Genomic DNA, 23,766 nt, shown 5'->3' with positions numbered 1-23,766 from the left:
TACTATATCCATTTGAATAATCGGATTTAAAAACAAAAAAAACAGGCTGTTGAGAACACTTTCTCAACAGCCTGAGCAAAAGCGAGCTACTCTCAAGTAGCTCGCTTTTGCTATTCTTTTTATTTCCTATTCGACAAACTTCGGGCGGTGCCAGGCACCCCCGCGGCCTCATCAGCAATGATCGTCACATTACTATGATTTTTTAACACGGATGCTGGAAATTCTTCGGTGGCATCACCATAAAACAATCGTTGCAGTGCTTCTGCTTTCTGCTTTCCTGACACTAGTAACAAGATTTGCTTGCTTTGTAAAATCGTTTCAATTCCCATCGTAATAGCTTGATGTGGAACTTCTTTTGCACTACGAAAGAAGCGAGCATTCGCTTTTCGTGTTGTGAATTCAAGGTCGACGACATGAGTTTTCGTTGAAAAGGATGTCCCTGGTTCATTAAACCCAATATGTCCATTTAGGCCAAGCCCTAATATTTGCAAATCAATTCCACCAGCATCGGTAATCAGCTTTTCATAATGTAGACATTCCTGTTCCAAATCGTCTCCCGTACCATTTGGGACATAGGTATGACTCTTTTGAATATCAATCTTTTTAAAAAATTGATTCTCCATATAATAGCGATAACTATTTGAATGCGTTTTGTCTAACCCAACATATTCATCTAAATTAAACGTTGTCGTATGAGCAAAAGAGACCGCTTTACGATTGTATTGGTCAATTAACAATTCATATAAACGCTCTGGCGTTGATCCAGTCGCGAGTCCAAGAACAGGAGATGGCAAGGAACTCACCTTGTCCAAGACAATACGACATGCTTGCTCACTCATTTCTTCATGATTCTTCACTTTGACAAGGTTCATTTCCCTTCCTCCTTATAAGCTATTTTCCCCCGACAAATTGTGTATTTTATCGTTAACTCATCATCGACCAATAACAAATCTGCATCCTTTCTAACTGCTAAACTGCCTTTCCGATCATACAGTTGTAACTGCTTCGCTGGATTGCTAGAAGCCATTTCAATGAGCTCACTAACTGATGCATTCGTAAATCGACGCATATTTTTAACTGCATCAATCATTTTTAACATACTTCCTGCCAACGTGCCGTCTTGTAAGGTAGCCTGCTTTTCATCTACTGTCACCATTTGTCCGCCTAAGTCATAATTACCTGGAGCTAAGCCTTTGGCCCGCATCGAATCCGTAATTAAAATCAGTCGGCTTGGTCCGATATTTTTATAAATTAACTTCACCATATCAGACGAAACATGAATTCCATCAGCAATGATTTCACTTCGCAACTCCTCTAATAAAAAAGCTGCCCCTACCACTCCCACATCTCGGTGATGAAGCCCAGACATCGCATTGCACAGATGAGTCACTTGTCGTACTCCTAGCTTAACGACTTCCTTCATTATGTCTATTCCTGCTCCGGTATGCCCGACTGATACATTTATCCCTTGACCAGCTAAATAGGTAAGAAGTGTGTGAGCTTCATCCCTCTCAGGTGCGAAGGTAATTGTTTTGATCTTGTTTCCAGCTTTCGTTTGCCATTTTGAAAACAACTCAATCGAAGGGGGAACCACATACTCTTCTGGTTGAGCACCAGCCTTCGTTTTTTCAATAAAAGGTCCTTCTAGATGAACACCTAGTAACTCTGAGGTTTGCGGCTTATTTTTATAAACAGCTATATTTTCTAGTGCAGCCTCAATACTTTCCTGCGACTGCGTAATCGTTGTCGCTAAAAAACTAGTCGTTCCTTCTTCTGGCAAAACTTGTGCAAGCTTCTCCAATGCTTCTGGAGTGGTATCCATCACATCAGCTCCGCTTGCCCCGTGGATATGGCCATCAATAAATCCTGGTATGGCATTTAACCCTTCCCCATCAATGATTTTTCCATTTTGATTATTCCATTCTAGTTCGTTTATTGCCCCCATTTCTTCGATCTTTGAACCTTTTAGTAATAAATACCCTTTTTCAATAACTCCAGTCTCTGTATACAATCGTATATTTTTTATAAGTAGTGTTTCATTTTTCAATCGACTCACTCCTAGGCATCGTCTCTTTTGTTAATGTATCATAAGGGCATAAGATTTCTAAAGAAGATCCTGTTCTATTAGTTCGACGAGTCACTTACAAAACGGTGAGCCATTTGAATATAGCCGAACGTCTTATCGGGCGGATAAGTATAAGATTCAAATGCCAAGGTAGAGTTTATAGAAAATAAATTCCAAGCGTCACATAAATCATTCTAGTTCGAGTAGCGCTGAAAACAAAAAACGTTACCTAGCTCTACTAAATCTACTAGCAGTTCGTAATTTGTAACTCCCCTTGATAGCACCATAAAAACGGTTACCTTTTTAAAACGTTTCAACAATATACCGTGTGGCAAAGTTCCCTCTCTTTCTGCAACATCATCGAGTAACTTCGGAGGTACCAGCCCCTGACACATAATCTCTCAGAACATATTTACAAAATTCACTCTCTTTTTCTATGCAAGCTGACAATAGCTTTATAAACAACTTCCAGAGGATATCCATGATGACCCTGCACTCTTTCATGCCGATGGCTATTCCAAGCTCCAAGCAAAAATTGAAGTTTCTGAGCTAATGGACGCAGAGTCATATCTGTATTCAAAAGTCGGCGATCAAGATTTCATTGCACGTGTTGATTCCCGAACGGACTTAACAGCTGGAACTTCATTAGAACTTGCCGTCAATATGAACAAAGCCCACTTCTTTGACCCAGAATCTGAAATCAGAATACGTTAACCAATTCAATGGGGGATTGCCAGGCACGTCCCGATTGAAACAAACTTCGGGAGGTGTCTGGCACGCGCTTCGCTCCTAGGCTATAATTAAGAGTGAAATAGCTTAATTATTGGAGTGAACATACTTTTGAAAACAAAAAAAGCATTACCTATTTTATTTTTAGTTATGTTTCTCGTTATGGTAGGGTTTGGAATTATTATTCCTGTTATCCCCTTCTATGCTGAGGAAATGGGGGCCTCTCCAACTCAACTAGGCTTTTTGATGGCTGTTTATTCATTCATGCAGCTTCTTTTCGCTCCGATGTGGGGGCGGATATCCGATCGAATCGGCCGAAAACCAGTGATGATGATCGGAATTCTCGGACTAGCTCTCTCTTTTTTCTTAATGGCCATCTCCACGCAGCTATGGATGCTTTTTGCTGCTAGAATCATTGGCGGTTTTCTCTCTTCTGCAAACATGCCCACTGTTATGGCGTATGTAGCTGATATTACAACAGAGGAAGATCGCGGAAAAGGAATGGGGATCGTCGGTGCTGCGATCGGTCTAGGCTTTATTTTCGGTCCTGCCATTGGTGGTATTTTTTCACAATCAAGCATTAACATGCCGTTTTATATTGCAGCAGTTACCTCTTTGCTTACCTTTTTCTTAGTGTTGATTAGCCTACAGGAATCATTAACAGTAGAAAATCGGAAAAAGCAATCCAAGAAAAAAAGTTCAGTTCGCCAAACATTAAAAGGACCTAATTCAGTTTTATTTAGTCTCCAGCTATTTATCTCGTTATCCTTATCCGGGTTGGAAGCAACGTTTGCTTACTTTGCTGCTGAGAAAGCCGGACTAGGCTCGTTACAGCTTGGCTATATTTTTATGATTATGGGGTTTGCGGGTGCCCTTGTACAAGGTGGATTGGTCGGAAGAATGACGAAGAAGTTCGGGGAAGGCTTTGTCATCCAACTGGGAATTGTTGTCTCAGCGATTGGCTTCGGACTTATTTTATTCGTTGATAGTTTTCTTACGGCAGCTATTTTCCTAACAGTTTTTGGCATAGGAAACGGATTGATCCGTCCAAGTGTTTCTTCCCTCGTCACCAAAACATCGACAACTGGACACGGTAGTACGACAGGGCTCTTATCATCATTCGACTCACTTGGAAGAATCATAGGTCCTCCTCTAGGAGGTTGGCTGTTTTCGATTTCGATTGGACTGCCCTATCTTTCAGGAATCATCCTATCGGCCATCGCTTTTCTTTTATATCGCATCTACATGACGCAAACAACTAAGCTTCACGTACGTTCTTCGTGAATAGGGAAGGAGAGAGTCTTTTAATGACGACTCCCTCCTTCTTTTCATATAAGTTCTAGATTCAACCTCTCACAAAAGAATAATGCTTTACTCAATCCCTGCCATATGGGGGTTTTTTATGTTTTCCATTGGATTTACACAAATCCCCGTCTATGTTTTAAAGAATTTCCTTACTACCAATAACCATTTTTCATCTGTCGACATAATTCGGGCGGTGCCAGGCACGCACCTGTCTATACCAATAAGAGATTACAAGAATACTCTTTATTAGAAGGAGGTGAGTAGTATGTTCAAACTATATTTAGATCCAGGTCATGGTGGGTCTGATTCAGGCGCAGTTGGGAATGGATTACAAGAAAAGAACATTACATTAGATATCGCACTCCGCATTCGTGATCTGCTTGCGAGAGATTACGAAGATGTAACTGTTCGAATGAGTCGAACAACCGATACATCTAGAAGTTTAAGTGCGCGTACCAATGATGCCAATTCATGGGGAGCTGATTATTTTTTATCGATTCATGTGAATGCATTTAATGGCTCAGCACAAGGGTATGAAGATTTTATCCACAATAGCTTATCAGATTCCTCTCAAACAGCCCAATACCGAAATATCATGCACGAAGAAATTATGAAAGTAAATAACCTAACAAACCGCGGAAAAAAGAAAGCAAATTTTCATGTATTACGCGAAACAGCTATGCCAGCTCTGTTAACGGAAAATGGGTTTATCGATCATGCTGGTGATGCGGAAAAATTAAGAAGTTCAAGCTGGCGTCAAGCAGTCGCTCAAGGTCATGTTAACGGCTTAGCACGAGCTTTCAACCTTACTAGAAAACAACCTACTACTCCAAGCGACCTTTATCGAGTCATTGTCGATGGTACTCAAGTTGGTGCCTATCAAGATGAACAAAATATTCTTAATGCCGTCCAGCGTAATCTCCAAACTGCCGAGCGAATTGTCGTAGAAAAAGTGTAAGATGCCTTAGCAAACAACTCAAACTAGATTGTTTTGATAAAAAAGGATACCGTATAAAATAATATTTGGAAACGAGTGTGATTGATTTCGCACTCGTTTTTTGACGTGCTTATTATTTTCGAGCTCAAGAGTCATGAATACCTCAACCGGTACTGAAAAGGTGGTTTTATTGCAAATGTTTTTGCTGAAACAAACCCAAACCGAGGATATTACTTGTACGTATGTCGCGTAGATTCGTTTCACTCTTGTCAAGATCTTTGCTAAATTTGTCGTAGAAAACTCTAGTACACAAGACACATTTCGTCTGACTTCCCTCTTAAAACTTGATATAGTTTGGTGAGAGATTATAGAGTATATTTAGAAAAATCTAGAATTTACACGATGCGACTTCATTGCACCTCTCTTACTATTATAGAAAAGGTGGTTTTGCTCACGTGAAAATGTTCTTCTATTACGCAACCATAGCTGTCAGTGTCTTTTTATTTCTATTTGGTTATTTGCATTATCAGAACAAATTAGAGTCGATCGCTGCTGAGTCTAACGAGCAAGCGTCCGCATTAGCCGCCCCTTCAAAAGAAACGGTAAGTGAGAAAGAAGTGAAAGATGTCGAACGAGAACTTGGTGGGACGATAAAAAATCTTGCTGAAGACATAGCAGATGGGGGTGAAATTCGTGTCACCGTATTTGGTTCAGCCTCTTTGACGAGTGTTGATGAAGCAGATTCATTTCCCCACTTACTAATTTCTGAGATCCAACCTTCTTTGCCTAATCATAAATTAACGCTAACCGTTATCGAAATTGATCAAGCCACATCAGCTGAAGTGCTCGAAAATGACTACATCGATTCGGTCATCGATAGTCAACCGGACCTCTTGCTAACTGAACTGCTGATGGGAAACGATTATGAAAATATCTCATTTGAGGACATGTTTAAAAACCTTGAAGCAATCCTCGAGCAAACAAAAGAAGCTCTACCTAACACAAAAATCGTGACGTTCCCGACAAACCCGATTCCTCATGCCGCTGATTATGATGATCAAAGCAATCAGCTAAGAAAATTGATCCGAAATGAAGGGTATGTTTATGCAAACCATTGGAGAGCATGGCCAGAAGAGGATGAAGAACTTAGTCTATATGTAGAGAATCAATTGCCTACAAAAGAAGGACATCTTATTTGGGCAGACTATATGGCGACTTACTTATTACAAGAATAGGAAGCTTATCCCCTACCCTTCACAATGTGCGAGGTTCGGGGATTTTCTTTTGTAAATTCAGGCTTCGTGCTATTGCTAGTAGATCAATAAATGAACAGCTTCCTGCTATTTTAAAAATAGATGGAGACTTTTTCTTCGACAAATTTCGAGCGGTGCCAGGCACCTAGTCATTTCTACTCAATTACTAGAAAAAACCTTGGAATTTTGCTAATTTATGTTTAAATTAGTTTAAAGGAGGTTTTTTCCATGAAAAACAAAGCTATCATTTTACTTCCTCTTTGTTTATTATTCTTGGTGATGTTATCTAGTAAATCACATGCTGAGCAGAATTTTTTACAAAAGGAAGACCGCGGCGCACATGTCGTAGAGTTACAAAAGAAGTTAATTGCCTTAGAATACTTACATACAAATGCGACGGGCTACTATGGACCGTTGACAGAGGCAGCCGTACGGAATCTTCAGCAAGATTTCCAACTATTAAGTGACGGGGTTGCAGGTCCACAAACACTTAATCGCCTTCAGGAAATTGAAAAAATCGCTAAAATCGTACATGGGGAAGCACGCGGTGAACCGTATGAAGGCCAAGTAGCCGTTGCTGCCGTAATCAAAAACCGTCTCCATTCATCAGAATTCCCTTCATCCGTTGAAGGAGTCATTTATCAACGCAATGCCTTTACTGCTGTTCATGATGGTCAATATGACTTAACTCCAACCCGAGCATCATATAAAGCAGTAAGAGATGCATGGAGTGGGTGGGATCCTTCTCAAGGAGCTACATACTATTACAATCCAACAATCGCAACATCGGAATGGATCTTTACGAGAACACCGAAGTTTACAATTGGAAGGCATCTTTTTGCCGATTAATAAACAGGAAAAGAGCCCCATACCTTTTTGGTAATGGGGCTTTTGAGGCATCTTTTCTGTTTTCTTAGTACCTTATTCTTTCGACAAACTTCGGGCGGTGCCAGATACCTAGACACGTTGCTTCACTCTCTTCTCGGGCATATCCGGCATTGCATTGACAGAAACAACTTCCTCTGTCTTTTTCGTTGGAGCATCCCAATGCTGCTCATTCCCTGGTAAATCATCAAACCAAGCAGCATCTTTAGGACAATCGAGCACCATAAATTTACCGTACTCATCGTCTCTGGACTGGTGATATTTCAAATAGGCTTTGCCGTCTTCTATTGCTAGAATTTCAATCTTCCCTGATGTATGACTCATCGAAAGTCTGACACGCTTTCCAAGTCCAGACGTTTTCGCTTTCGCCTTTTCGACGATTTGATAGGCCTCTTCTAATGAAAGAACAAAATCATTATTCCCTGCTACTGGTCGATTGATAAAGAAATAGTACGGTGTCACCCCAGCCCATGATAGCTGATCAAGCAGTTTGGCAAGCACTTCTGGATCATCATTAATTCCTTTTAAGACAGGTGTTTGATTGACGACAATCGCTCCAGCATCATGCAAAGCTTGAAACGCACGTTTAGCTTCTTCTGTAATTTCAACTGGGTGATTAATATGAGCCATAATGTAAATTCGATGCTCTGGCGTCGAATATTCTCGAATCAACTCCAGCAACTTCTCATCCTCGTAAATACGCATTGGATTAAAAACAGGCAGCTTTGATCCAATGCGAATAATCTTCACATGATCAATCGCACGTAAGCGCTCAATAATCATCCGAAGCTTCTTCGTTGCTAGAATAAGAGGATCTCCCCCTGTTAACAGGACATTATTGATTTCTGGTGTATTCGCTATGTATTCAATACCAGGATCGACATCAGACATTGCTTCCTTTACATCATTTCGAAACAGTCGTTTACGGAAGCAGTAACGACAGTACGCCCCACATACTTCTGAGCAAATAAGAAGCGCCGTCGTTTTATATTTATGTTGACACCCCGGTACGACATAATTTGTATCCTCATCCGATGCATCCCAGCGTCCGTATTCTTTTAGTTCGCCTTCATTTGGAATGACGAGCTTATGGATTGGATCGTTTTCTGGATCATCCCAATTAATCAAATTTAAATAGTAATCATTAACTCGGAACACATATTTATCTGTAATCTTTTTCAATTGTTCTCTTTTGTGTTCAGGTATTTGCTCAATCTTCTCAACACTTGTCACGTACTTCGGCATATGTTAGATACCCTCCATCTCGTTCGATTTTGAAGTCTCTTACCTATTTATGAGACTAGTATTTTATCAGCAAACTAAAATCCAGCCTAAGAATAAGCTTAACAACCCCAAAAGAACCTCGTCAAACGACCTATTAGCTTAAAAGAAGAGCTGACTTGCCAGGATATCCATCATACACCATATACCTGCTCTAAGATCTCATTACTCGCAGCTATCCAATATGAGTCTATAAATTGCAGCAAAAAAAAGAAGCAACTACTCATTCTAAAAAACGAGAGAATGAGTGTTACTTCTTCGACAAAATTCGGGAGGTGCCACCCTATTCATACCTCAACGCATCTACCGGTTGTAGCTTCGATGCTTTCAACGAAGGAAGCAGTCCGAACACGATTCCAACAAACATAGAGAATATAAGTGAACCGATGATCGCTGGGACTGAGATGAGAAACGGCATGCCCGTTATCATCGAAATAAACTTGGCAATCCCAATTCCTCCTCCAATTCCAAGAGCCCCACCTAAACTTGTTAATACAATTGCCTCTGTTAAAAATTGAAACAGAATGATGTAGCGCTTCGCTCCTAACGCTTTTTTAATACCGATCTCACGTGTACGTTCTGTCACCGATACGAGCATAATATTCATAACACCAATTCCACCAACTAATAAGGAAATACTAGCAATTCCACCTAAGAGTAGCGCAAACGTCCGGTTATAAGCGGCCATTTCTTCAGCAATCTGCTGCATATCCATCACAGAATACATCGCTGTTTGCATATCAACAGGAGAAAGATCGGCATTTAGTATATCAGCAGCCATCATGCCCGCCTCTTGAATATGTTCGGAAGAGATCGCTTGAACAGCAATTTGCGTCGGTGCTTCGAATCCTTCTAATAGCGGCCACACTCCTCTTGGAAGATACATTTTCGGTTGAGTCCAATCGCCATAATAAAAGACATCCTCTTCTACTTTATCGGTAAACACACCGACGACACGAAAAGGAATACCTGACATATCAATTAGTTGCCCAACCGCCTCTCCTTCTGGGAACAACTCATTCCTTGCATCTTCATTAATCAACACGACTTGACTCGTACCCGTTAACTCATTTGACGATAACTGCCGTCCCTCTACAAGAGTCATCGGAAAAAGATCAAAATAGCCTTCGTCTATCCCGTATATTTGCGGGTAAGCTGAGTTTGTCTGATGAAAAGCCATCACATTCCAAGATTCGTGATAAAGAGAGACTCCTGCCACATTAGACTGGCTGCGAATCATCTCGACGGTTTCCTCTTTCACTGGAGGAGCTGAGAGATAGGAAGTCGTATTATAATACCCTTCTCCCATCATGCTCATATCTTCATAGACAACGTTAATGGTATTGTTCCCCATCCCGACTAAATTACTTTTTAACGCTTCACTCTGTCCTTCAATGATCGAGACGATCGCAATAATGGCAGCGATCCCGATGATAACACCTAACATCGTTAAAACGGAACGGAGTTTATGAGAAAAAATTGATTGAAAGGAAATTCGAATGTTCTCAAGCATTGAGGCTCTCACCTCTTTCTTCGAGCAACAATTCCCCGTCTCGAATATAAACAATGCGATCTGCTCTTTCAGCTACTTCTCGGTCATGGGTAATCATAATCACGGTTACGCCTTCTTTGTTTAAGTCCGCAAAAAGCTTTAAAATCTGCTCGCCCGATTTCGTATCAAGCGCTCCTGTTGGCTCATCCGCTAAAATAAATTTCGGATTGTTTACAAGCGCGCGAGCAATCGCCACCCTTTGCTTTTGTCCCCCAGAAAGTCTAGTCGGAAGAAACGAAACCCGATCAGCTAAGCCGACTTTTTCTAGTGATTCAAATGCTCGTTTTCTTCTTTCTTTCTTTTTTATTTTGCTATAGATCAAAGGGAGCTCGACATTCTGCAATGCCGTTAAACGTGGCAAGAGGTGAAACGTTTGAAACACAAAGCCAATTTGTTTATTGCGTATGTCAGCTAGTACACCTTCTTTTCCAGCAAGCATGTCCATTGACTCAAGACTGTATGAGCCTGACGTCGGTTTATCCAAACAACCAAGAATGTTCATAAGAGTCGATTTCCCCGAACCAGAAGGCCCCATAATCGCTAAAAATTCGCCTGCTTCAACCGTAAAATCAATATTTTTCAAAATCGGAATCTCTTCTTTTCCTAGTTTGTATGACTTATAGATTTTACTCAAACGAATCATAAATCATAACCTCTTTCCCTTCCGTTACCGAAGGATCAGGATACACAAGATAATCTTCAAGCGTCACACCACTCAGAATTTCAATGGCAAATTCCTCATCAAACTGCTTTCCAACTTCCACGTACTGCTTCCTAGCTGTTTGATTCTCATCTACGACCCATACATAAGGCTCGTCCTCATCCCAAACAACAAAATCCTGCATGACCTTCACGATAGAGGACACTGGCTCCTCTTCTGAAATAGGCTCAAGGTTTACATGAAATCCAATTTCTAATCCACTATGGTCTTCAATAAGAACAATAAACGGATAGTTCGATGACTGAGGGTTGGCTTCCGAATACATATCCATCATTTGATTGTCTTCATCCGAACCGACTGGGAGTCTACCAATCTCTGTGATCGTTCCTACCCACTCTTCGTCTCCTCCAGCTTTTTTCGTAATTTTCATTTTCGAATCGACTTCCAGTGTGTCAATCAAAAATTCGTTCACTTGGCTTTTGATTAGGTAAGAGCCTGTTGACACAATTTGAATAAATGCGCCTTGTGCCTGATCCATTTGCGCTCCATCTGCGATATCTTGATTGATCGACTGGACAATGCCAGCACTCTTGCTTAACACCGTTGTTGACACTTGCTCATCTGTAAGGCTTTTAATTTGCTTTTGCTGCTGCCCCGCTTCTAAATTCATCATGCGCAAATCAAATTTCACTTGCTCCAAATCCTCTTGTAGTAGCTCTTTCTCTTCTTTCTCTGCTTCTTTTATTGCTTTTTCCATCTTCGTCTGTCTTTTCTGTGCTTGGTTAATTTGTAAATAAGACATCTCTAGTTGCATCTTTAATTGCTCGAGCTCCATATTGGAATCCTCTAATGGGTCATATTCAAATAACGGAGTTCCTTCTTCTACGATATCGCCTTCTTTTACAAACACTTCCTTCACGGTACCTTTATCAGGCTCTACGTAAATCTTTTCATGTTTCTCAGGTTCAATTTTCCCCGAGAAAGCATAAGGAGAAAAATCATCCAAATACATCATATCAGATACCTTCTGAACCCATGGCTCATCCAACATCGCACCAACGTGCTGACTTTTGTTCATAAAATAATACGCCGCTCCGCCTCCTATTAAGACAATCCCAACTACACATAAACTAACGATTAGAGCTATTTTCCTTTTCATCAATTTTCTACCCCTCACCTAAAACTGCTTTTCTAAAATATAGAAATATTATCTATTTTATTCCAGTTTATTTCAAGCATTTTTTTACAATTTTATAGGAGGTTCGACATTTTTTCGGGCGGTTCCAGGCACTTTTCGAGAGACATCGAGACAAAACTTCGCATACTCGCTTTTTCGTTCTTGTTTCGGTCCGGTGAAATAAGTTAATAGATGAGGAGCATCACTTTCGGAATCGTTTCTTCCTTTGATCGTAACTGAAGATGGAAGTGGTTTGTCATGAGGCAGTAAGAAACTAACTGATACGAAATTTTCTCATAAACTTTTTCAAGAATTTGCAAAAAAACAACAAAATCACTCTGATCTCGAATCAACGGATCACGTCTGTTTCCGCGACTTGTAATGTGGTAAAAGGCATCAGGGATCCAAACTATTTTTTTCTGGGCATTTATTTCACTCCTAACCTAGTAATGAAAACAAAGTACGAATTTAAATCTTAATTTACAACAAGAACGAAGCTTTGCAAATATAAAGTAAGATTATTCTGTTAATTATTGACATTTACATACACCAACAAATAACAACAAATTTCGGGAGGTGCCAGGCACCTCCCGAAGTTTTATTTCTCCAAAATAACCGTCGTATAACCCGGTATCTTTAATACATGATCCTTCAATTCAAGATCCTCGATATCTCCAATATAGAAAAAGTATTCTTGATAGTCCTTTAAACTTTCTCCAACCTCTATCTCTTTCATTTCACTTGTTAAATTGTGAACCACAAGCTTTTCTTCGCTGTCTGTTACTCGCTCAAACGACAAAATGCCCCCTTCCCTTATGTTTGTGCTTCTGATTTCACCCGCAATTAAAGCTTCACTCGACCGGCGCGCATAAATTAAGTCTTTGTAGTGACGCAATAAGGAGTCTTCCATCTGCATCTGAGCTTCTACGGTAATGGAGTCCCCACTCTCACCTACATGGTATTGATCAGTTCTCCATGTCGTTTGTCCTGTATCAGTTGGGTCCTCGTACCACCTCATTGGCAAACGGATATCTTCATCGGGTTTCGCACCATCCATTCCAATTTCTTCCCCGTAATATAGATACGGGTTCCCTGGCAGGGTCAATAATAAGGAAGCTGCCATCTTTGCGTGGTCGATATTGCCGTTTACCTCACTCATGACTCGATTCATATCATGATTAGTGATAAAGGTTGAATCGATAAAGTCTTCAGACATTTCGTTAAAATAATTTCTTGTTCTTTCAAGTTCTGTAATCAAACTAGTATCATCCTCAGACTTTACAGAATCTAAAATTTTATAAGATAGATCAAAATTAAAGGCTGAATGTAAACCACCATCTAGATAAGGAGCTACAACGTCGGCAGAGTCCCACACTTCTCCTACTAGAACCATGTCAGGATTTGCTTGTTCCATTTCAGCCCTGAATTCTCTCCAAAACTGATGATTCTTCTCTTGATAATCACTCCCATGATAGGAGCTATAAATATGTTTGGCGGCGTCTAAGCGAAAACCATCCACCCCAACTTCCTCAAGCCAAAACCTTCCTATTTCATAAATTTCCTCTCTTACCTTTGGATTATCGATATTCAAATCAGGCATCCCGTGCCAGAATACACCTTCGTAATAACCGTTCTCTGTTTCATGCCATACTTGTTGACCCCATTCTCCATTTTGATTGGTGTCTGCATGCTCATCCGCCCACACATAATAATCTCGGTACGTTTCGTCATCTTGCAATGCCGCTTGAAACCATGGATGCTGCTCACTGGAGTGGTTGATGACAAGATCCTTGATCACCTTAATACCTCTTTTGTTGGCTTCTTCAACAAATTCTTTAAAGTCATCCAAAGTACCGTGTTCTGGATTCACATCCATATAATCGGTAACATCATACCCATGATAACTAACCGTTGGATTAATCGGCATCAACCAAATTCCTTCCACACCTAAGTCCTCTAAGTAATCAAGTTTCGATATCGCCCCTTGAAAATCTCCTATTCCATCTCCCGTAGAGTCATAAAAAGCTCTTACAAACATTTCATAATACACACCGTGCGGCTCGATTGTTTTCAAATCGTCTTTGCCAAAGGTGATTTCGTTGTTTGCTTTTTCTGAACAGCCGCTTACTACTAGTGCTGCTGCAAGTGCTATTGCTGCGAACATGGATCTTTTCTTCTTGTTAACCATTATTCTATATTCCTCCTAGTTTTATAGATTGAATAGAAGTCGCTCTTCAACTCCTATTCAATCATTTTGTTTAAACTTCTACCTATTTCCCCACGCCTTTGTTAATTTTTTTCTTGCCATTATTGTCTTTTTCTTTCCCACTCTCCATCTGGATGACCACTGTTGTCAATGGATCGATCGTGATGCTGCGCCCCGTCAGTTTAAAGCCTGACCGTTCTGATACTTCTTCGATTCCCGCTTCATCACTATCTACTAAAACGGTACCCTTCATTAGGTTTTTCCCTATTGTTACTGTTCTTTCTTCAGTATCTGCATTGACAAACACATAATAAGCCGTACCCTCTGTTGCTTCATTTCGATAGCCAATTACTAAATCTTGTTCCTCTATTTCTGGAGCATCTAGTAGCGTTACATTGGAATCTACCAATTCTTTTGTTCCGAGTCTAAAAGCATCTGTTGATCTTCTTAAAGCAATCAAACCTGTTGTATATTCCCTTGTCAGATTGTTGATAGGGTACAACTCTGCATTCGTAGCCTGATCCCAAGTAAACATATTAATCACATCAGATGAGTCATACGAATCATGAATAAAGTATGGATACGTAAATGGATTACCATCTTCATCTTCCATATAAGTAGATTTATATGGCGGCTCTGACGTTGCCGCTCTGAACTGCTTCGTACGTCCAAATTCCTGTCCTGCGTGAATAAAAGCCTTTCCTTGAGCTGTTAAAACCATTGCATTTCCAAGTCTAATTCGTTGGTGAATTTCTTCTTGATGGAATTCTGGATCCTTCTTTATCGATTGAGCAATGACATCATGAAGTGTTAAATTATCATGGGCTGCTATATATGGAACAACATCACCAGGATCACTCGCAACAAAGTTATGAGGTTGAGCCTTTATGTTATCAAAGATTTGCTCGATATTTCTTGGGCCCCCAGTAATGAATCTTGGTTCTCCCTCACTGCCAAAGCCAGACTTCCATTCGTTTCTAAATTCATCAGAAAAGACACCGACACTTTCTGTATACTGCATCCAGTCTTGGTCTGCTGGCATAACATTGCCGCCGCTTTCATCCCCTACAAACGTTCTCCAGCCTTCTCCGATCATCACGATATTCGGATTTAGTTCTTTTGCTTTATCATAGGCAATTTGAATACTATCTGCATCATGATCGCCCATCATATCAAAGCGGAATCCATCAATCTTAAACTCCTCAACCCAGTACGTAATCGAATCAACAAGAATTCTTCTTGCCATTTCATGAGTTGTTCCTAAACGTCCCCCACCAAAGCTTGTTCTAGGTGTTCCATCAGCATCCATAAAGTGATAATAGTTAGGGACAAGATCTTCAAAGATCTCTACTCTTGCTGTGTGATTGTAAACGACATCAAGCACAACCCCCATGCCGCGGCTATGAATTTCATCGATTAACATCTTTAATTCTTCTATTCTGAGCTCTGGATCATCTGGGTTTTCTGAATACACCCCCGTTGGTGAAAAATAACTATGCGGATCATAGCCCCAATTATAATTCATACCTGTTGAAGCATACTCTAACAATCTTTCCGCACTTTCTGACTCATTTACATGGAAGTAATTCATAACGGGTAACAGTTGAATGTGCGTAACCCCTAAATCTTCAATGTAATCTAGTTTCTCTGCAAAAGCTGCAAACGTTCCGAACTGTGCACTAAGCTCATCTTCAATGCTTGGATCAGATGTGAAATCTCTTACATGAACCTCGTAAATGATCGCATCTTCTCTCTTTTCAAATCCTTCTATTTCCCCAAATTTTAGTTCAGGTCCAATCGTTGAAGGATCAACAATTGCTGCTTTTCCAATTGAATAGTCTCCAGAGCTATCCCACGTTGCCATAGATTTAGCATAGGGATCTAGCGTTAACTTTTTTTCTCCGCCGTGATCAATTTCATAATGATAGTAATAACCTCGTAGATCTTTTAAACTAGTATTTTCTTTATTAAGTGTTACGTGCCATACACCGCGATCTCCTTTTGTCATTTCTATATCCTCTTTCACAACCAAATCCTGATCGTCCTTGTCGTACAAGATCACAGATACATCATCAGCAAGAGGAGACCACAACTTCAACGTCGCTGTACCATCACTATGTAACTCTGCACCCAAATTGCCATCATAAGCGTACATTTCATCTACTAGCTGCCACCCAATAATAGCGGTAAGCGATTGCTCTTTGTACGTTACGGTAAAAGGAGCCTGAGATACGTCGAAATCTCCATGAACCTCAATCGTTTTATCATCTTCAATCGTCACAGCAAAGTCAATTTTATTCCCATTTTTATCGGTAATCTTTAAGTCCTCTTTCAAATCCTCTTCTATTAAACCCATGGTATAAGAAAAATTCAGTTGAACTTTCGTGTCCGACAACACGTTAGCTGACAATATTCTGATCGGCACTTCTCCATCTGAAGAAGTATAAACCACGTCATCGCCTTCTTTAATCCATACTTCATTCAAGTCAGAGGCGTTAAGCTCAACAATTTTATCACCGGCATCTTTCTCTCCAGTCCTCGTATTTACTACAAGAAATCCTACTTTCCGGGCATTCTCTTTTAATTCAATATCAAGATAGGCACCATAACTCGTTACTTGATCATCCTTAAATTGTGTCGCGCCTGAAGGCCAATGATCAGTAGGGCTAGCGACATCTTCCCATAACCAAAGACCAAGGTCAGTAAAAGTCTGATCCTCTCTTTCATAGTGGATTCTTAGCATATTTTCAGGGATATCTACAGACTCTGCTTGATTCGCTACTACTTGTTCTGCTGCCCCTGAATCCGTAAACGAAAAATATCCCAACGAAGAGATCATTAGTAATAACATGATGATAATCAACGATTTTTTCATACTATCTACTCCTTTTGTCAAATAAGATTTCAAAGTTAAAAGGTTGTTCCCCTTTGTTAGCTTAGCGCTTTTTCCTTTCCCTTATTAGTTTTTAAAGCACCCTAAATAGGTTCGTAAGTGAACCAATGTTACTTTCCTGCAGTTATCGTCTAGTTGATTGTTTACAAGCAAGCAATCCGCAAGAAAAACTCTCACCTCCTTTAAAGACTCAAAGAGTTAAAATGAAGCAGAAATTCGTCGTTATACGAAAAGGTTTTCGTAGCTTTTATAGAATAATATCTTACCTGTAAAAAGCTGTTTTTTATTCGTTTCTTTTGTTTTTTCTATGATGTAATCTTCGAAGTAGCAGCTTTAGGTTGTTCTGTTACTTCATTTTTTTATCATTTATACCGATTAGCACCAATGCAAATGATGCGGAAGTGTAATTGTTACCTAATTATTAAAGTAACCGCTTTCTAAAATAGAATAATTCTATTAACAATATAAATACTCTCCAATTTTTACGAAAAGCTTTTCGTAAAAACGAGAAAAGAATACACCTATCAAATAGTTAGGTGCTTTTTATTTTCTTAACGGTTTTTCTTTCAATGATTTCATGAGCCATAATGGCACTTGCTATTGTTTCCTGATTATTAATCATTTCGATTAGCTTTGCAATTGCAACCTGTCCCATCTCTCGTAACGGCTGTGCTACGGTTGTTAATGGAGGAATCGCCATTTCAGCAATGTGGGTGTTATCATAGCCAATTACGGAAAAATCGTCAGGAACCTTTAAGCTGTGTTCAGATGCGACTGAGATCGCCCCCATCGCCATATCATCACTAGCAACAAAGATGGCTGTAAACTCATCGCGGAATGGTAATAATTGTTCCATGCTTGTTCTGCCGGATTGAAAACCGAAATCTCCATACACAATGATGTTTTCATTCACTGACAAACCATGGTCTCCTAACGCTTTTATAAAACCTTCATACCTTGGCATTCCAGCGAGTTCATCATCTTGTGATCCACTTATCATTGCTATTTTCGTGTGTCCATTTTGAATGAGGTACCTTGTTGCATGGTAGGCTGCTTGTTTATCATCGACTTTTACATAGGGGACTGAATAGCGATAGGACATCGATGATAATAGAATAAGGGGTATGTCTAACGCTTTAATTTCTTTATAGTATTCTTCTTTTAGAGGAGAACTCGTAAGAATGATACCATCTACTTTCTTTTCCCCTAACACTTTCAAGTACTCAAGTGTACGGTTCCCCAATGGCCCTGTATTACAAACAATCGTACTAAAATGATTTTCATGGGCACTTTCTTCGATTCCATTTAACAGTTTAGAAGAAAAAGAGCTGATTATATTTGGAAGAAGAACGCCGATCGTATGGGTCTTTTTATGAATTAACCCTCTTGCCAGTCCATTCGGATGAAAACCCATTTCTTTGATCACTTTTTCTACTTTTTCTTTTGTTGCCTCTGAATAGCCAGGTTGGTTATTTATGATTCTTGAGACAGTGGAAATAGAGACATTCGCGTGTATTGCAACATCTTTAATTGTTGGTTTCATTTCATCACCTTTTAAGAAAACGCTTTCGTAACGTTAGTAATTATTACTGTAACACCTTATTTTTTAAACTGCAAGAATTTTCTTATATATTAGAATTCACAAGATCTTTTTGCCATTATTTACTTAAATTATTCCCATGGTCCGAAACTATTTTTCCCTAACGCGGCTTTTACGATAATTCACTTTCGTGTAATTTGTCGCCATTTCCACCATCCGACTCGCTGTCGACGTATACCAATCGGCCATCTTTCACAATTGTTTGTTTTAGCCAATCAAATAAAATCATCTTGTGTACATAATCTATAAAAAAACTCTAATAATGAAAGAAACCGTGCTACTAAAGCCAAATCTCATATGCGCTTACTCCCTTGGTAATCACGGGTCTACCTCTACTAGAAATCGTCAGAATACTTTACAAAGTTAGTTCACTGAGTCAGCATTTTGTAATTTTCCCTAAAGAAATCCAAAATTCCCTTCATATACCTTGTTCATCTATTCATTTCATAGCACAATAGAAAAGAGTTAGACACTAAACTAGAGGAGGAAGAGTCATTTGACAAACATACTATTTGATCTACATACCCACCACGATCGGTGCGGGCATGCGGTTGGGAAAATTGAAGATTATATTCAAGCAGCGGTTGAAAAAGGGCTTCATTACATTGCAATTTCCGATCACTCGCCCTTCTTCTACAGTGACGAAGATCAATTGCATCCCGGTATCGCCATGGCTAAAAGTGAGTTGGATTCGTATGTGAAGGAAGTGTTAACACTTAAGGAAAAGTACAAAGACAAGATACACGTGCTGCTCAGCCTAGAGAGTGACTATTTCCCAGAACATGAAAACATTTATAGAGAAAACATTAATAAGCACCCATTTGACTTTGTGATTGGGTCGGTTCATTGGGTAAACGACGCAAGTATTTTTAAACGAGGACGATGGGATGGATTACACGAGGCTGATCGGATAAAGAACAAGGAAGATTATTATAAACTGATTCAAGCTTCAGCTAAGAGTGGGCTCTTTCAAGTACTTGGACACATTGATGCGATGAAAGGCTTTTACCCGGAGTTTGCACAAATTGAAACCCCGATTATTGATGAAACCTTAAAGATCATTAGCAGTGAAGGCGTGGCAATTGAGGTCAATACGTCCGGCAAAACGAAGGACTGCGGAGGCTGGTATCCTTCAAACGAAATCTTAGAACGCGCCTTGCATTTCGGAGTGGATATCTCGTTTGGATCGGATTCCCATGTTCCTGAACGGATCGGCGAAGATTACGTAGATGTACAGAAAACGCTTAAGGAAATTGGCTTTCGCGAAATGGTCTATTATGTAGATAAAAAGCGACAAGTAGTTCGGTTGTAACAGTCATGACTAGGTCGAAACTGATAAAAAGAAGCAGAACCCCTCTCACGATAAGGGTTCTGCTTCTTTTTTCTCGGGAGGTGCCAGGCACTTCCCGATTTTTCCTCTACTTCAATACAGCCTTCATTTTCGCAACAACATTCTCTACTGTAAAACCGTACTCACTTAAAATTTTACTTGCTGGAGCCGATGCACCGAATTGATCAATTGCAATCACTTCACCATGATCACCGACATATTTGCTCCATCCAAGCGATGAACCCATTTCAATCCCTACGCGCGCTTTTACATTTGGCGGGATAACAGAATTCTTGTATTCTTGCGATTGTTTTTCAAAGCTATTCCAGCTAGGCATACTTACAACAGAAACATAAATTCCTTCAGCTTCTAATTGCGTTTGCGCCTCTACTGCAAGCTGAACTTCAGAACCTGTTGCAAGAAGTAAACCTGCTACTTCCCCTTTCGCCTCTGAAACCACATAAGCCCCTTTGCTTACGCCCGCGTACGCTACATCCACTGACGGAGCTGTTGTCATCAAATCTTGACGACTTAACACAAGCATTGTCGGCTCATCTTTGGACTCTAACGCAACCTTCCAAGCTGCCACCGTTTCGTTGCCATCAGCAGGGCGAATCACATTAACGCCTGGCATCGCACGGAATGACGCTAATTGTTCTACTGGCTCATGCGTAGGCCCATCTTCTCCAACCGCCACACTATCATGCGTAAAGACAAACGTCACAGGAAGCTTCATTAACGCTGATAAACGAACAGCCGGACGTAAGTAATCAGAGAACACAAAGAATGTTGCACCAAATGGTTTCACTCCACCGTGAAGGGCCATACCGTTCACCATTGCTGCCATCGCAAATTCACGAACACCAAACCATACGTTACGACCGCTGTAATCGTCTCTGCTAAAATTTGTTTCGCCTTTTAACATCGTTTTATTTGAAGAAGCTAAATCTGCTGAACCACCAAAAATAGTTGGAACCTTTTTCGCAAACGCATTAAGCGCATCTCCCCCAGAAGAACGAGTCGCTACCTTGTCCACTCCAGCTTCATATGATGCAACGTCGCTATCAAAATCAACTGGAAGCTCGCCGCTAATTGCTTGTGCAAGCTGTTCGCCTAGCTCAGGAAACACTTGTTCATAACGTTCGATAAGTTGATTCCACTCGCCTTCTTGCTGTGCACCTGCTTCTTGTACCTTTTCGAAGTAGCTTTTCACATCACTTGGAACATGGAATTCTTCGGTTGCAGTCCAACCATAGTTTTCTTTGACAAGTTTAATCTCATCTGAACCGAGTGGTGCACCATGAGAAGCTGATTTTCCGCCTTTATTTGGTGAACCAAAGCCGATTGTTGTTCTTACTTCGATTAACGTCGGACGCTCATCTTGTTTTGCTAAATCAATCGCTTGATTGATTTCATCAAGATTATTGCCATCCTCAACGCGAAGATAATGCCATCCATATGCTTTAAAACGGCCTTCCACACTTTCAGAGAAAGATTGATCTAGATCGCCATCTAACGAAATATCATTTGAATCATATAACATCACGAGGCGACCAAGTTTTAAATGAGCCGCAAGGGAAGCCGCTTCAGCCGATACACCTTCCATTAAATCACCGTCACCACAAATACCATACGTATAGTGGTCGACAACGTTAAACTCATCACGGTTAAACGTAGCCGCTAAATGTCTTTCTGTCATCGCCATTCCAACCGCCATCGCAAATCCTTGACCTAGTGGACCTGTTGTCGCATCGACACCTGGCGTATGACCAAATTCAGGATGCCCTGGCGTTTTGCTTCCCCATTGACGGAAATTCTTTAAATCTTCCATTGAAACATCATAACCTGATAAATGAAGAATGCTATAAAGTAAGATCGATCCATGACCTGCTGATAAGACAAAACGATCACGGTTGAACCACTCTGGATTCTGAGGATTATGCTTCATATATTGACCATAAAGAGATAAAGCCATAGGCGCTGCACCCATTGGCATACCCGGATGACCTGAATTTGCTTTCTCAACACTATCGATTGATAATGTTCGAATCGTATTAACCGCTAATTGCTCGATTGTTAGTTGTTCTGTTGACAAGAAAAACACTTCCTTTCGAATATGTAAGATTACAGATAAAACACGAGTTAGTTTATTTCGACTTTTCAATTTTATCAAATTTTCCGTCGATATATCAGCTAATTTCTGATTTTATCATTTATTCTGGTAATATACCAACGAATTTTCGATTTTAGGAGTGAGAAACCTCTCACTCCTCCAACACTCTTCAACTTTCGACAAAAACCGGGGCTGCCAGGCACTATGTACGAAAACTCTTTAATCCTTCATTCAATCTCTTTGTTTGTGAGTAGACGTCTTTATACAATTGGAATAATTCGTTGTAACGCGCGACATTCTCTCGTATTGGTGTGTATGTTTTTTCCTCTTGAATAAACACATCCGCACATTGTTGTAACGAGTCATACCAACCGCTTCCGTACGCTGCAAGCATCGCCGCTCCGACAGCAGGTCCTTGCTCACTTGATAATTTGACAATAGTTGCATTAAAGACATCAGCTTGGATTTGCAGCCACGTGTTATTTTTCGCTCCGCCACCAATGGAAATGATCGTATCAATCGTCTTCCCACTTTCCCGAAAAATCTCAATTGACTCATGGAGGGAGAACGTAATACCTTCAATAACAGCACGTGCAAAGTCAATGCGCTTATGCGATGCGTCCATCCCGATAAAGCTAGCACGAATCATAGAATCAGCATGAGGTGTTCGTTCTCCGACCAAATAAGGTGTAAACAACAGGCCCTTTGCTCCAATTGGTACATTGTCCAATCCTTCTAGCAACGTTTCAAACTGCTCATCTTTTGCAAACGTATCTTTAAACCAGCTTAAGCTGTATCCAGCAGCTAGGGTAACGCCCATCGTGTAGAAAGCATGTTCTTCGCAATGATTAAAGTAATGAACTTTCCCTTGGAAATCACGATTGTTGCGTTCCTCATAAGAGAGGACAACCCCTGATGTTCCAATACTGCAAAGCGTTTTCCCTTCTGATAAAATACCAGAGCCGATTGCTCCACAAGCATTGTCTGCCCCACCGGCAAATACTTTCGTAGACGGTGCTAAGCCTGTTTCATCTGCAAATTGTACCGTAATATGTCCGACAAACTCATGAGAACCAACAAGAGGCGGGCAAAGCTTGGAATCTATTCCGACAATCTCACAAAGTTCCTCACTCCACTTTTTCTCTTCGACATTTAGCATTAATGTACCAGCCGCATCCGAGTATTCCATATGAATCGCGCCGGTCATTTTAAAGCGTAAATAGTCTTTCGGTAACATAAACACAGAAGCACGTGCCAAAACATCTGGCTCATATTGCTTCACCCACAGCAATTTCGGCAAGGTAAAGCCTTCTAACGCTGGATTTTTCGTAATCTCAAGCAAACGCTCTTCGCCAACCACGTCATAAATATGCTCACATTGTTCCGTTGTTCTCGTATCATTCCAAAGAATCGCATTGCGCAACACATTTTGTTCCGCGTCTAATAAGACAAGACCATGCATCTGCCCTGAAAAGCTAATCCCTTCAATGCTTTCTGCGTCACCGTCAAATTGCCTAACAAGTTCCGTTAACGCTTCAGTCGTCTTTCCAACCCACTCTGTTGGATCCTGTTCGCTATAGCCAGATTTTTCTTGGATTAGCGGATAGGATTTTGAAACCTCCAAGCACACTTCACCTTTGTTATTCATGAGCAAGACTTTAACAGCACTTGTGCCAAGGTCCACACCAATTACATATTTCATTTAGGTCTCTCCTTTAAAAAAGTCTTTTGAAGCAATGAGTGGAGCCGTCGCTTCGGATTTTACAAAAAGGGAAAATG

General features: G+C 40.4%; 19 protein-coding genes. 7 read left to right on the top strand and 12 right to left on the bottom strand.

The features are described from left to right. Nucleotides 1-119: 119 nt before the first annotated feature. Nucleotides 120-872, bottom strand: coding sequence for a glucosamine-6-phosphate deaminase (gene nagB, locus SAZ04_RS17870; RefSeq protein ID WP_332697753.1), 753 nt, complete (start codon nt 870-872; stop codon nt 120-122). Next, entirely contained in the window at nt 869-2,047 is a 1,179-nt protein-coding gene (gene nagA / locus SAZ04_RS17865) for an N-acetylglucosamine-6-phosphate deacetylase (RefSeq protein ID WP_431309027.1), read from the bottom strand. Before nagA ends, nagB begins: the two co-directional genes overlap by 4 nt. Nucleotides 2,048-2,123: 76 nt before the next feature. Here nagA and SAZ04_RS23550 point away from each other — a divergent pair, with 76 nt between their 5' ends. From SAZ04_RS23550 to SAZ04_RS17840, 6 genes are all read left to right on the top strand, one after another. Beyond that, entirely contained in the window at nt 2,124-2,219 is a 96-nt protein-coding gene (locus SAZ04_RS23550; protein WP_431309028.1) for a hypothetical protein, read from the top strand. Nucleotides 2,220-2,617: 398 nt separating this feature from the next. Further along, nucleotides 2,618-2,779, top strand: a complete 162-nt coding sequence (locus tag SAZ04_RS17860; RefSeq protein WP_332697749.1) for a hypothetical protein — start codon at nt 2,618-2,620, stop codon at nt 2,777-2,779. A 126-nt stretch (nt 2,780-2,905) separates the two neighbouring features. After that, the gene (locus SAZ04_RS17855) at nt 2,906-4,078 is read left to right on the top strand and encodes an MFS transporter (protein ID WP_332697747.1); all 1,173 of its coding nucleotides are present in this window, start codon (nt 2,906-2,908) and stop codon (nt 4,076-4,078) included. Nucleotides 4,079-4,364: 286 nt separating this feature from the next. Further along, on the top strand, nt 4,365-5,057 hold the full coding sequence (locus SAZ04_RS17850; RefSeq protein WP_332697745.1) for an N-acetylmuramoyl-L-alanine amidase family protein: 693 nt from the start codon (nt 4,365-4,367) through the stop codon (nt 5,055-5,057). A gap of 434 nt (nt 5,058-5,491) precedes the next feature. After that, nucleotides 5,492-6,271 carry an SGNH/GDSL hydrolase family protein gene (locus SAZ04_RS17845; RefSeq protein ID WP_332697743.1) on the top strand — a complete coding sequence of 260 codons (780 nt, stop codon included), beginning with the start codon at nt 5,492-5,494 and terminating at the stop codon, nt 6,269-6,271. 246 nt (nt 6,272-6,517) lie between these two features. Then, nucleotides 6,518-7,138 carry a cell wall hydrolase gene (locus tag SAZ04_RS17840; protein ID WP_332697741.1) on the top strand — a complete coding sequence of 207 codons (621 nt, stop codon included), beginning with the start codon at nt 6,518-6,520 and terminating at the stop codon, nt 7,136-7,138. 108 nt (nt 7,139-7,246) lie between these two features. On the opposite strand, the gene SAZ04_RS17835 is transcribed toward SAZ04_RS17840, so the two are convergent. From SAZ04_RS17835 to SAZ04_RS17800, 8 genes are all read right to left on the bottom strand, one after another. Beyond that, nucleotides 7,247-8,419, bottom strand: coding sequence for a KamA family radical SAM protein (locus SAZ04_RS17835; protein ID WP_332697739.1), 1,173 nt, complete (start codon nt 8,417-8,419; stop codon nt 7,247-7,249). A 319-nt stretch (nt 8,420-8,738) separates the two neighbouring features. Further along, nucleotides 8,739-9,968: an ABC transporter permease gene (locus SAZ04_RS17830; protein WP_332697738.1), complete on the bottom strand. Its 1,230-nt coding sequence runs from the start codon at nt 9,966-9,968 to the stop codon at nt 8,739-8,741. Next, nucleotides 9,961-10,650: an ABC transporter ATP-binding protein gene (locus SAZ04_RS17825; protein WP_332697737.1), complete on the bottom strand. Its 690-nt coding sequence runs from the start codon at nt 10,648-10,650 to the stop codon at nt 9,961-9,963. The genes SAZ04_RS17830 and SAZ04_RS17825 overlap by 8 nt, the downstream gene beginning before the upstream one ends. Beyond that, nucleotides 10,634-11,827, bottom strand: coding sequence for an efflux RND transporter periplasmic adaptor subunit (locus tag SAZ04_RS17820; protein ID WP_332697736.1), 1,194 nt, complete (start codon nt 11,825-11,827; stop codon nt 10,634-10,636). Before SAZ04_RS17820 ends, SAZ04_RS17825 begins: the two co-directional genes overlap by 17 nt. Before the next feature lie 203 nt (nt 11,828-12,030). Beyond that, entirely contained in the window at nt 12,031-12,228 is a 198-nt protein-coding gene (locus tag SAZ04_RS17815; protein ID WP_332697757.1) for a hypothetical protein, read from the bottom strand. Nucleotides 12,229-12,443: 215 nt separating this feature from the next. Beyond that, complete coding sequence (locus tag SAZ04_RS17810) at nt 12,444-14,033, bottom strand: alpha-amylase family glycosyl hydrolase (RefSeq protein ID WP_332697734.1); 1,590 nt, start codon at nt 14,031-14,033, stop codon at nt 12,444-12,446. An 82-nt stretch (nt 14,034-14,115) separates the two neighbouring features. Beyond that, entirely contained in the window at nt 14,116-16,926 is a 2,811-nt protein-coding gene (locus SAZ04_RS17805; RefSeq protein ID WP_332697732.1) for a pullulanase, read from the bottom strand. Nucleotides 16,927-17,476: 550 nt separating this feature from the next. Continuing rightward, nucleotides 17,477-18,487 carry a LacI family DNA-binding transcriptional regulator gene (locus SAZ04_RS17800; protein WP_332697730.1) on the bottom strand — a complete coding sequence of 337 codons (1,011 nt, stop codon included), beginning with the start codon at nt 18,485-18,487 and terminating at the stop codon, nt 17,477-17,479. 562 nt (nt 18,488-19,049) lie between these two features. Between SAZ04_RS17800 and SAZ04_RS17795 the strand changes: the two genes are divergently transcribed. After that, nucleotides 19,050-19,856 carry a histidinol-phosphatase gene (locus SAZ04_RS17795; RefSeq protein ID WP_332697755.1) on the top strand — a complete coding sequence of 269 codons (807 nt, stop codon included), beginning with the start codon at nt 19,050-19,052 and terminating at the stop codon, nt 19,854-19,856. Nucleotides 19,857-19,962: 106 nt separating this feature from the next. Here the strand turns inward: SAZ04_RS17795 and tkt are convergent, their stop codons facing one another. Continuing rightward, a complete protein-coding gene (gene tkt / locus SAZ04_RS17790; protein ID WP_332697728.1) occupies nt 19,963-21,969 on the bottom strand; it encodes a transketolase in 2,007 nt (668 codons plus the stop codon). Nucleotides 21,970-22,189: 220 nt separating this feature from the next. Further along, complete coding sequence (xylB, locus tag SAZ04_RS17785; RefSeq protein ID WP_332697726.1) at nt 22,190-23,689, bottom strand: xylulokinase; 1,500 nt, start codon at nt 23,687-23,689, stop codon at nt 22,190-22,192. Nucleotides 23,690-23,766: the final 77 nt, after the last annotated feature.

Source organism: Halalkalibacter lacteus, assembly GCF_036663595.1.
Lineage (GTDB): Bacteria > Bacillota > Bacilli > Bacillales > Bacillaceae_D > Halalkalibacter > Halalkalibacter lacteus.
This window is presented reverse-complemented; position numbering and strand designations above follow the sequence as displayed.

What these genes read in the sequence shown, in the direction of transcription:
- nagB (WP_332697753.1), bottom strand. Translation starts at nt 872, where the DNA reads ATGAACCTTGTCAAAGTGAAGAATCATGAAGAAATGAGTGAGCAAGCA.
- SAZ04_RS17860 (WP_332697749.1), top strand. Translation starts at nt 2,618, where the DNA reads ATGGACGCAGAGTCATATCTGTATTCAAAAGTCGGCGATCAAGATTTC.
- SAZ04_RS17850 (WP_332697745.1), top strand. Translation starts at nt 4,365, where the DNA reads ATGTTCAAACTATATTTAGATCCAGGTCATGGTGGGTCTGATTCAGGC.
- SAZ04_RS17840 (WP_332697741.1), top strand. Translation starts at nt 6,518, where the DNA reads ATGAAAAACAAAGCTATCATTTTACTTCCTCTTTGTTTATTATTCTTG.
- SAZ04_RS17835 (WP_332697739.1), bottom strand. Translation starts at nt 8,419, where the DNA reads ATGCCGAAGTACGTGACAAGTGTTGAGAAGATTGAGCAAATACCTGAA.
- SAZ04_RS17830 (WP_332697738.1), bottom strand. Translation starts at nt 9,968, where the DNA reads ATGCTTGAGAACATTCGAATTTCCTTTCAATCAATTTTTTCTCATAAA.
- SAZ04_RS17825 (WP_332697737.1), bottom strand. Translation starts at nt 10,650, where the DNA reads ATGATTCGTTTGAGTAAAATCTATAAGTCATACAAACTAGGAAAAGAA.
- SAZ04_RS17820 (WP_332697736.1), bottom strand. Translation starts at nt 11,827, where the DNA reads ATGAAAAGGAAAATAGCTCTAATCGTTAGTTTATGTGTAGTTGGGATT.
- SAZ04_RS17810 (WP_332697734.1), bottom strand. Translation starts at nt 14,033, where the DNA reads ATGGTTAACAAGAAGAAAAGATCCATGTTCGCAGCAATAGCACTTGCA.
- SAZ04_RS17805 (WP_332697732.1), bottom strand. Translation starts at nt 16,926, where the DNA reads ATGAAAAAATCGTTGATTATCATCATGTTATTACTAATGATCTCTTCG.
- SAZ04_RS17800 (WP_332697730.1), bottom strand. Translation starts at nt 18,487, where the DNA reads ATGAAACCAACAATTAAAGATGTTGCAATACACGCGAATGTCTCTATT.
- xylB (WP_332697726.1), bottom strand. Translation starts at nt 23,689, where the DNA reads ATGAAATATGTAATTGGTGTGGACCTTGGCACAAGTGCTGTTAAAGTC.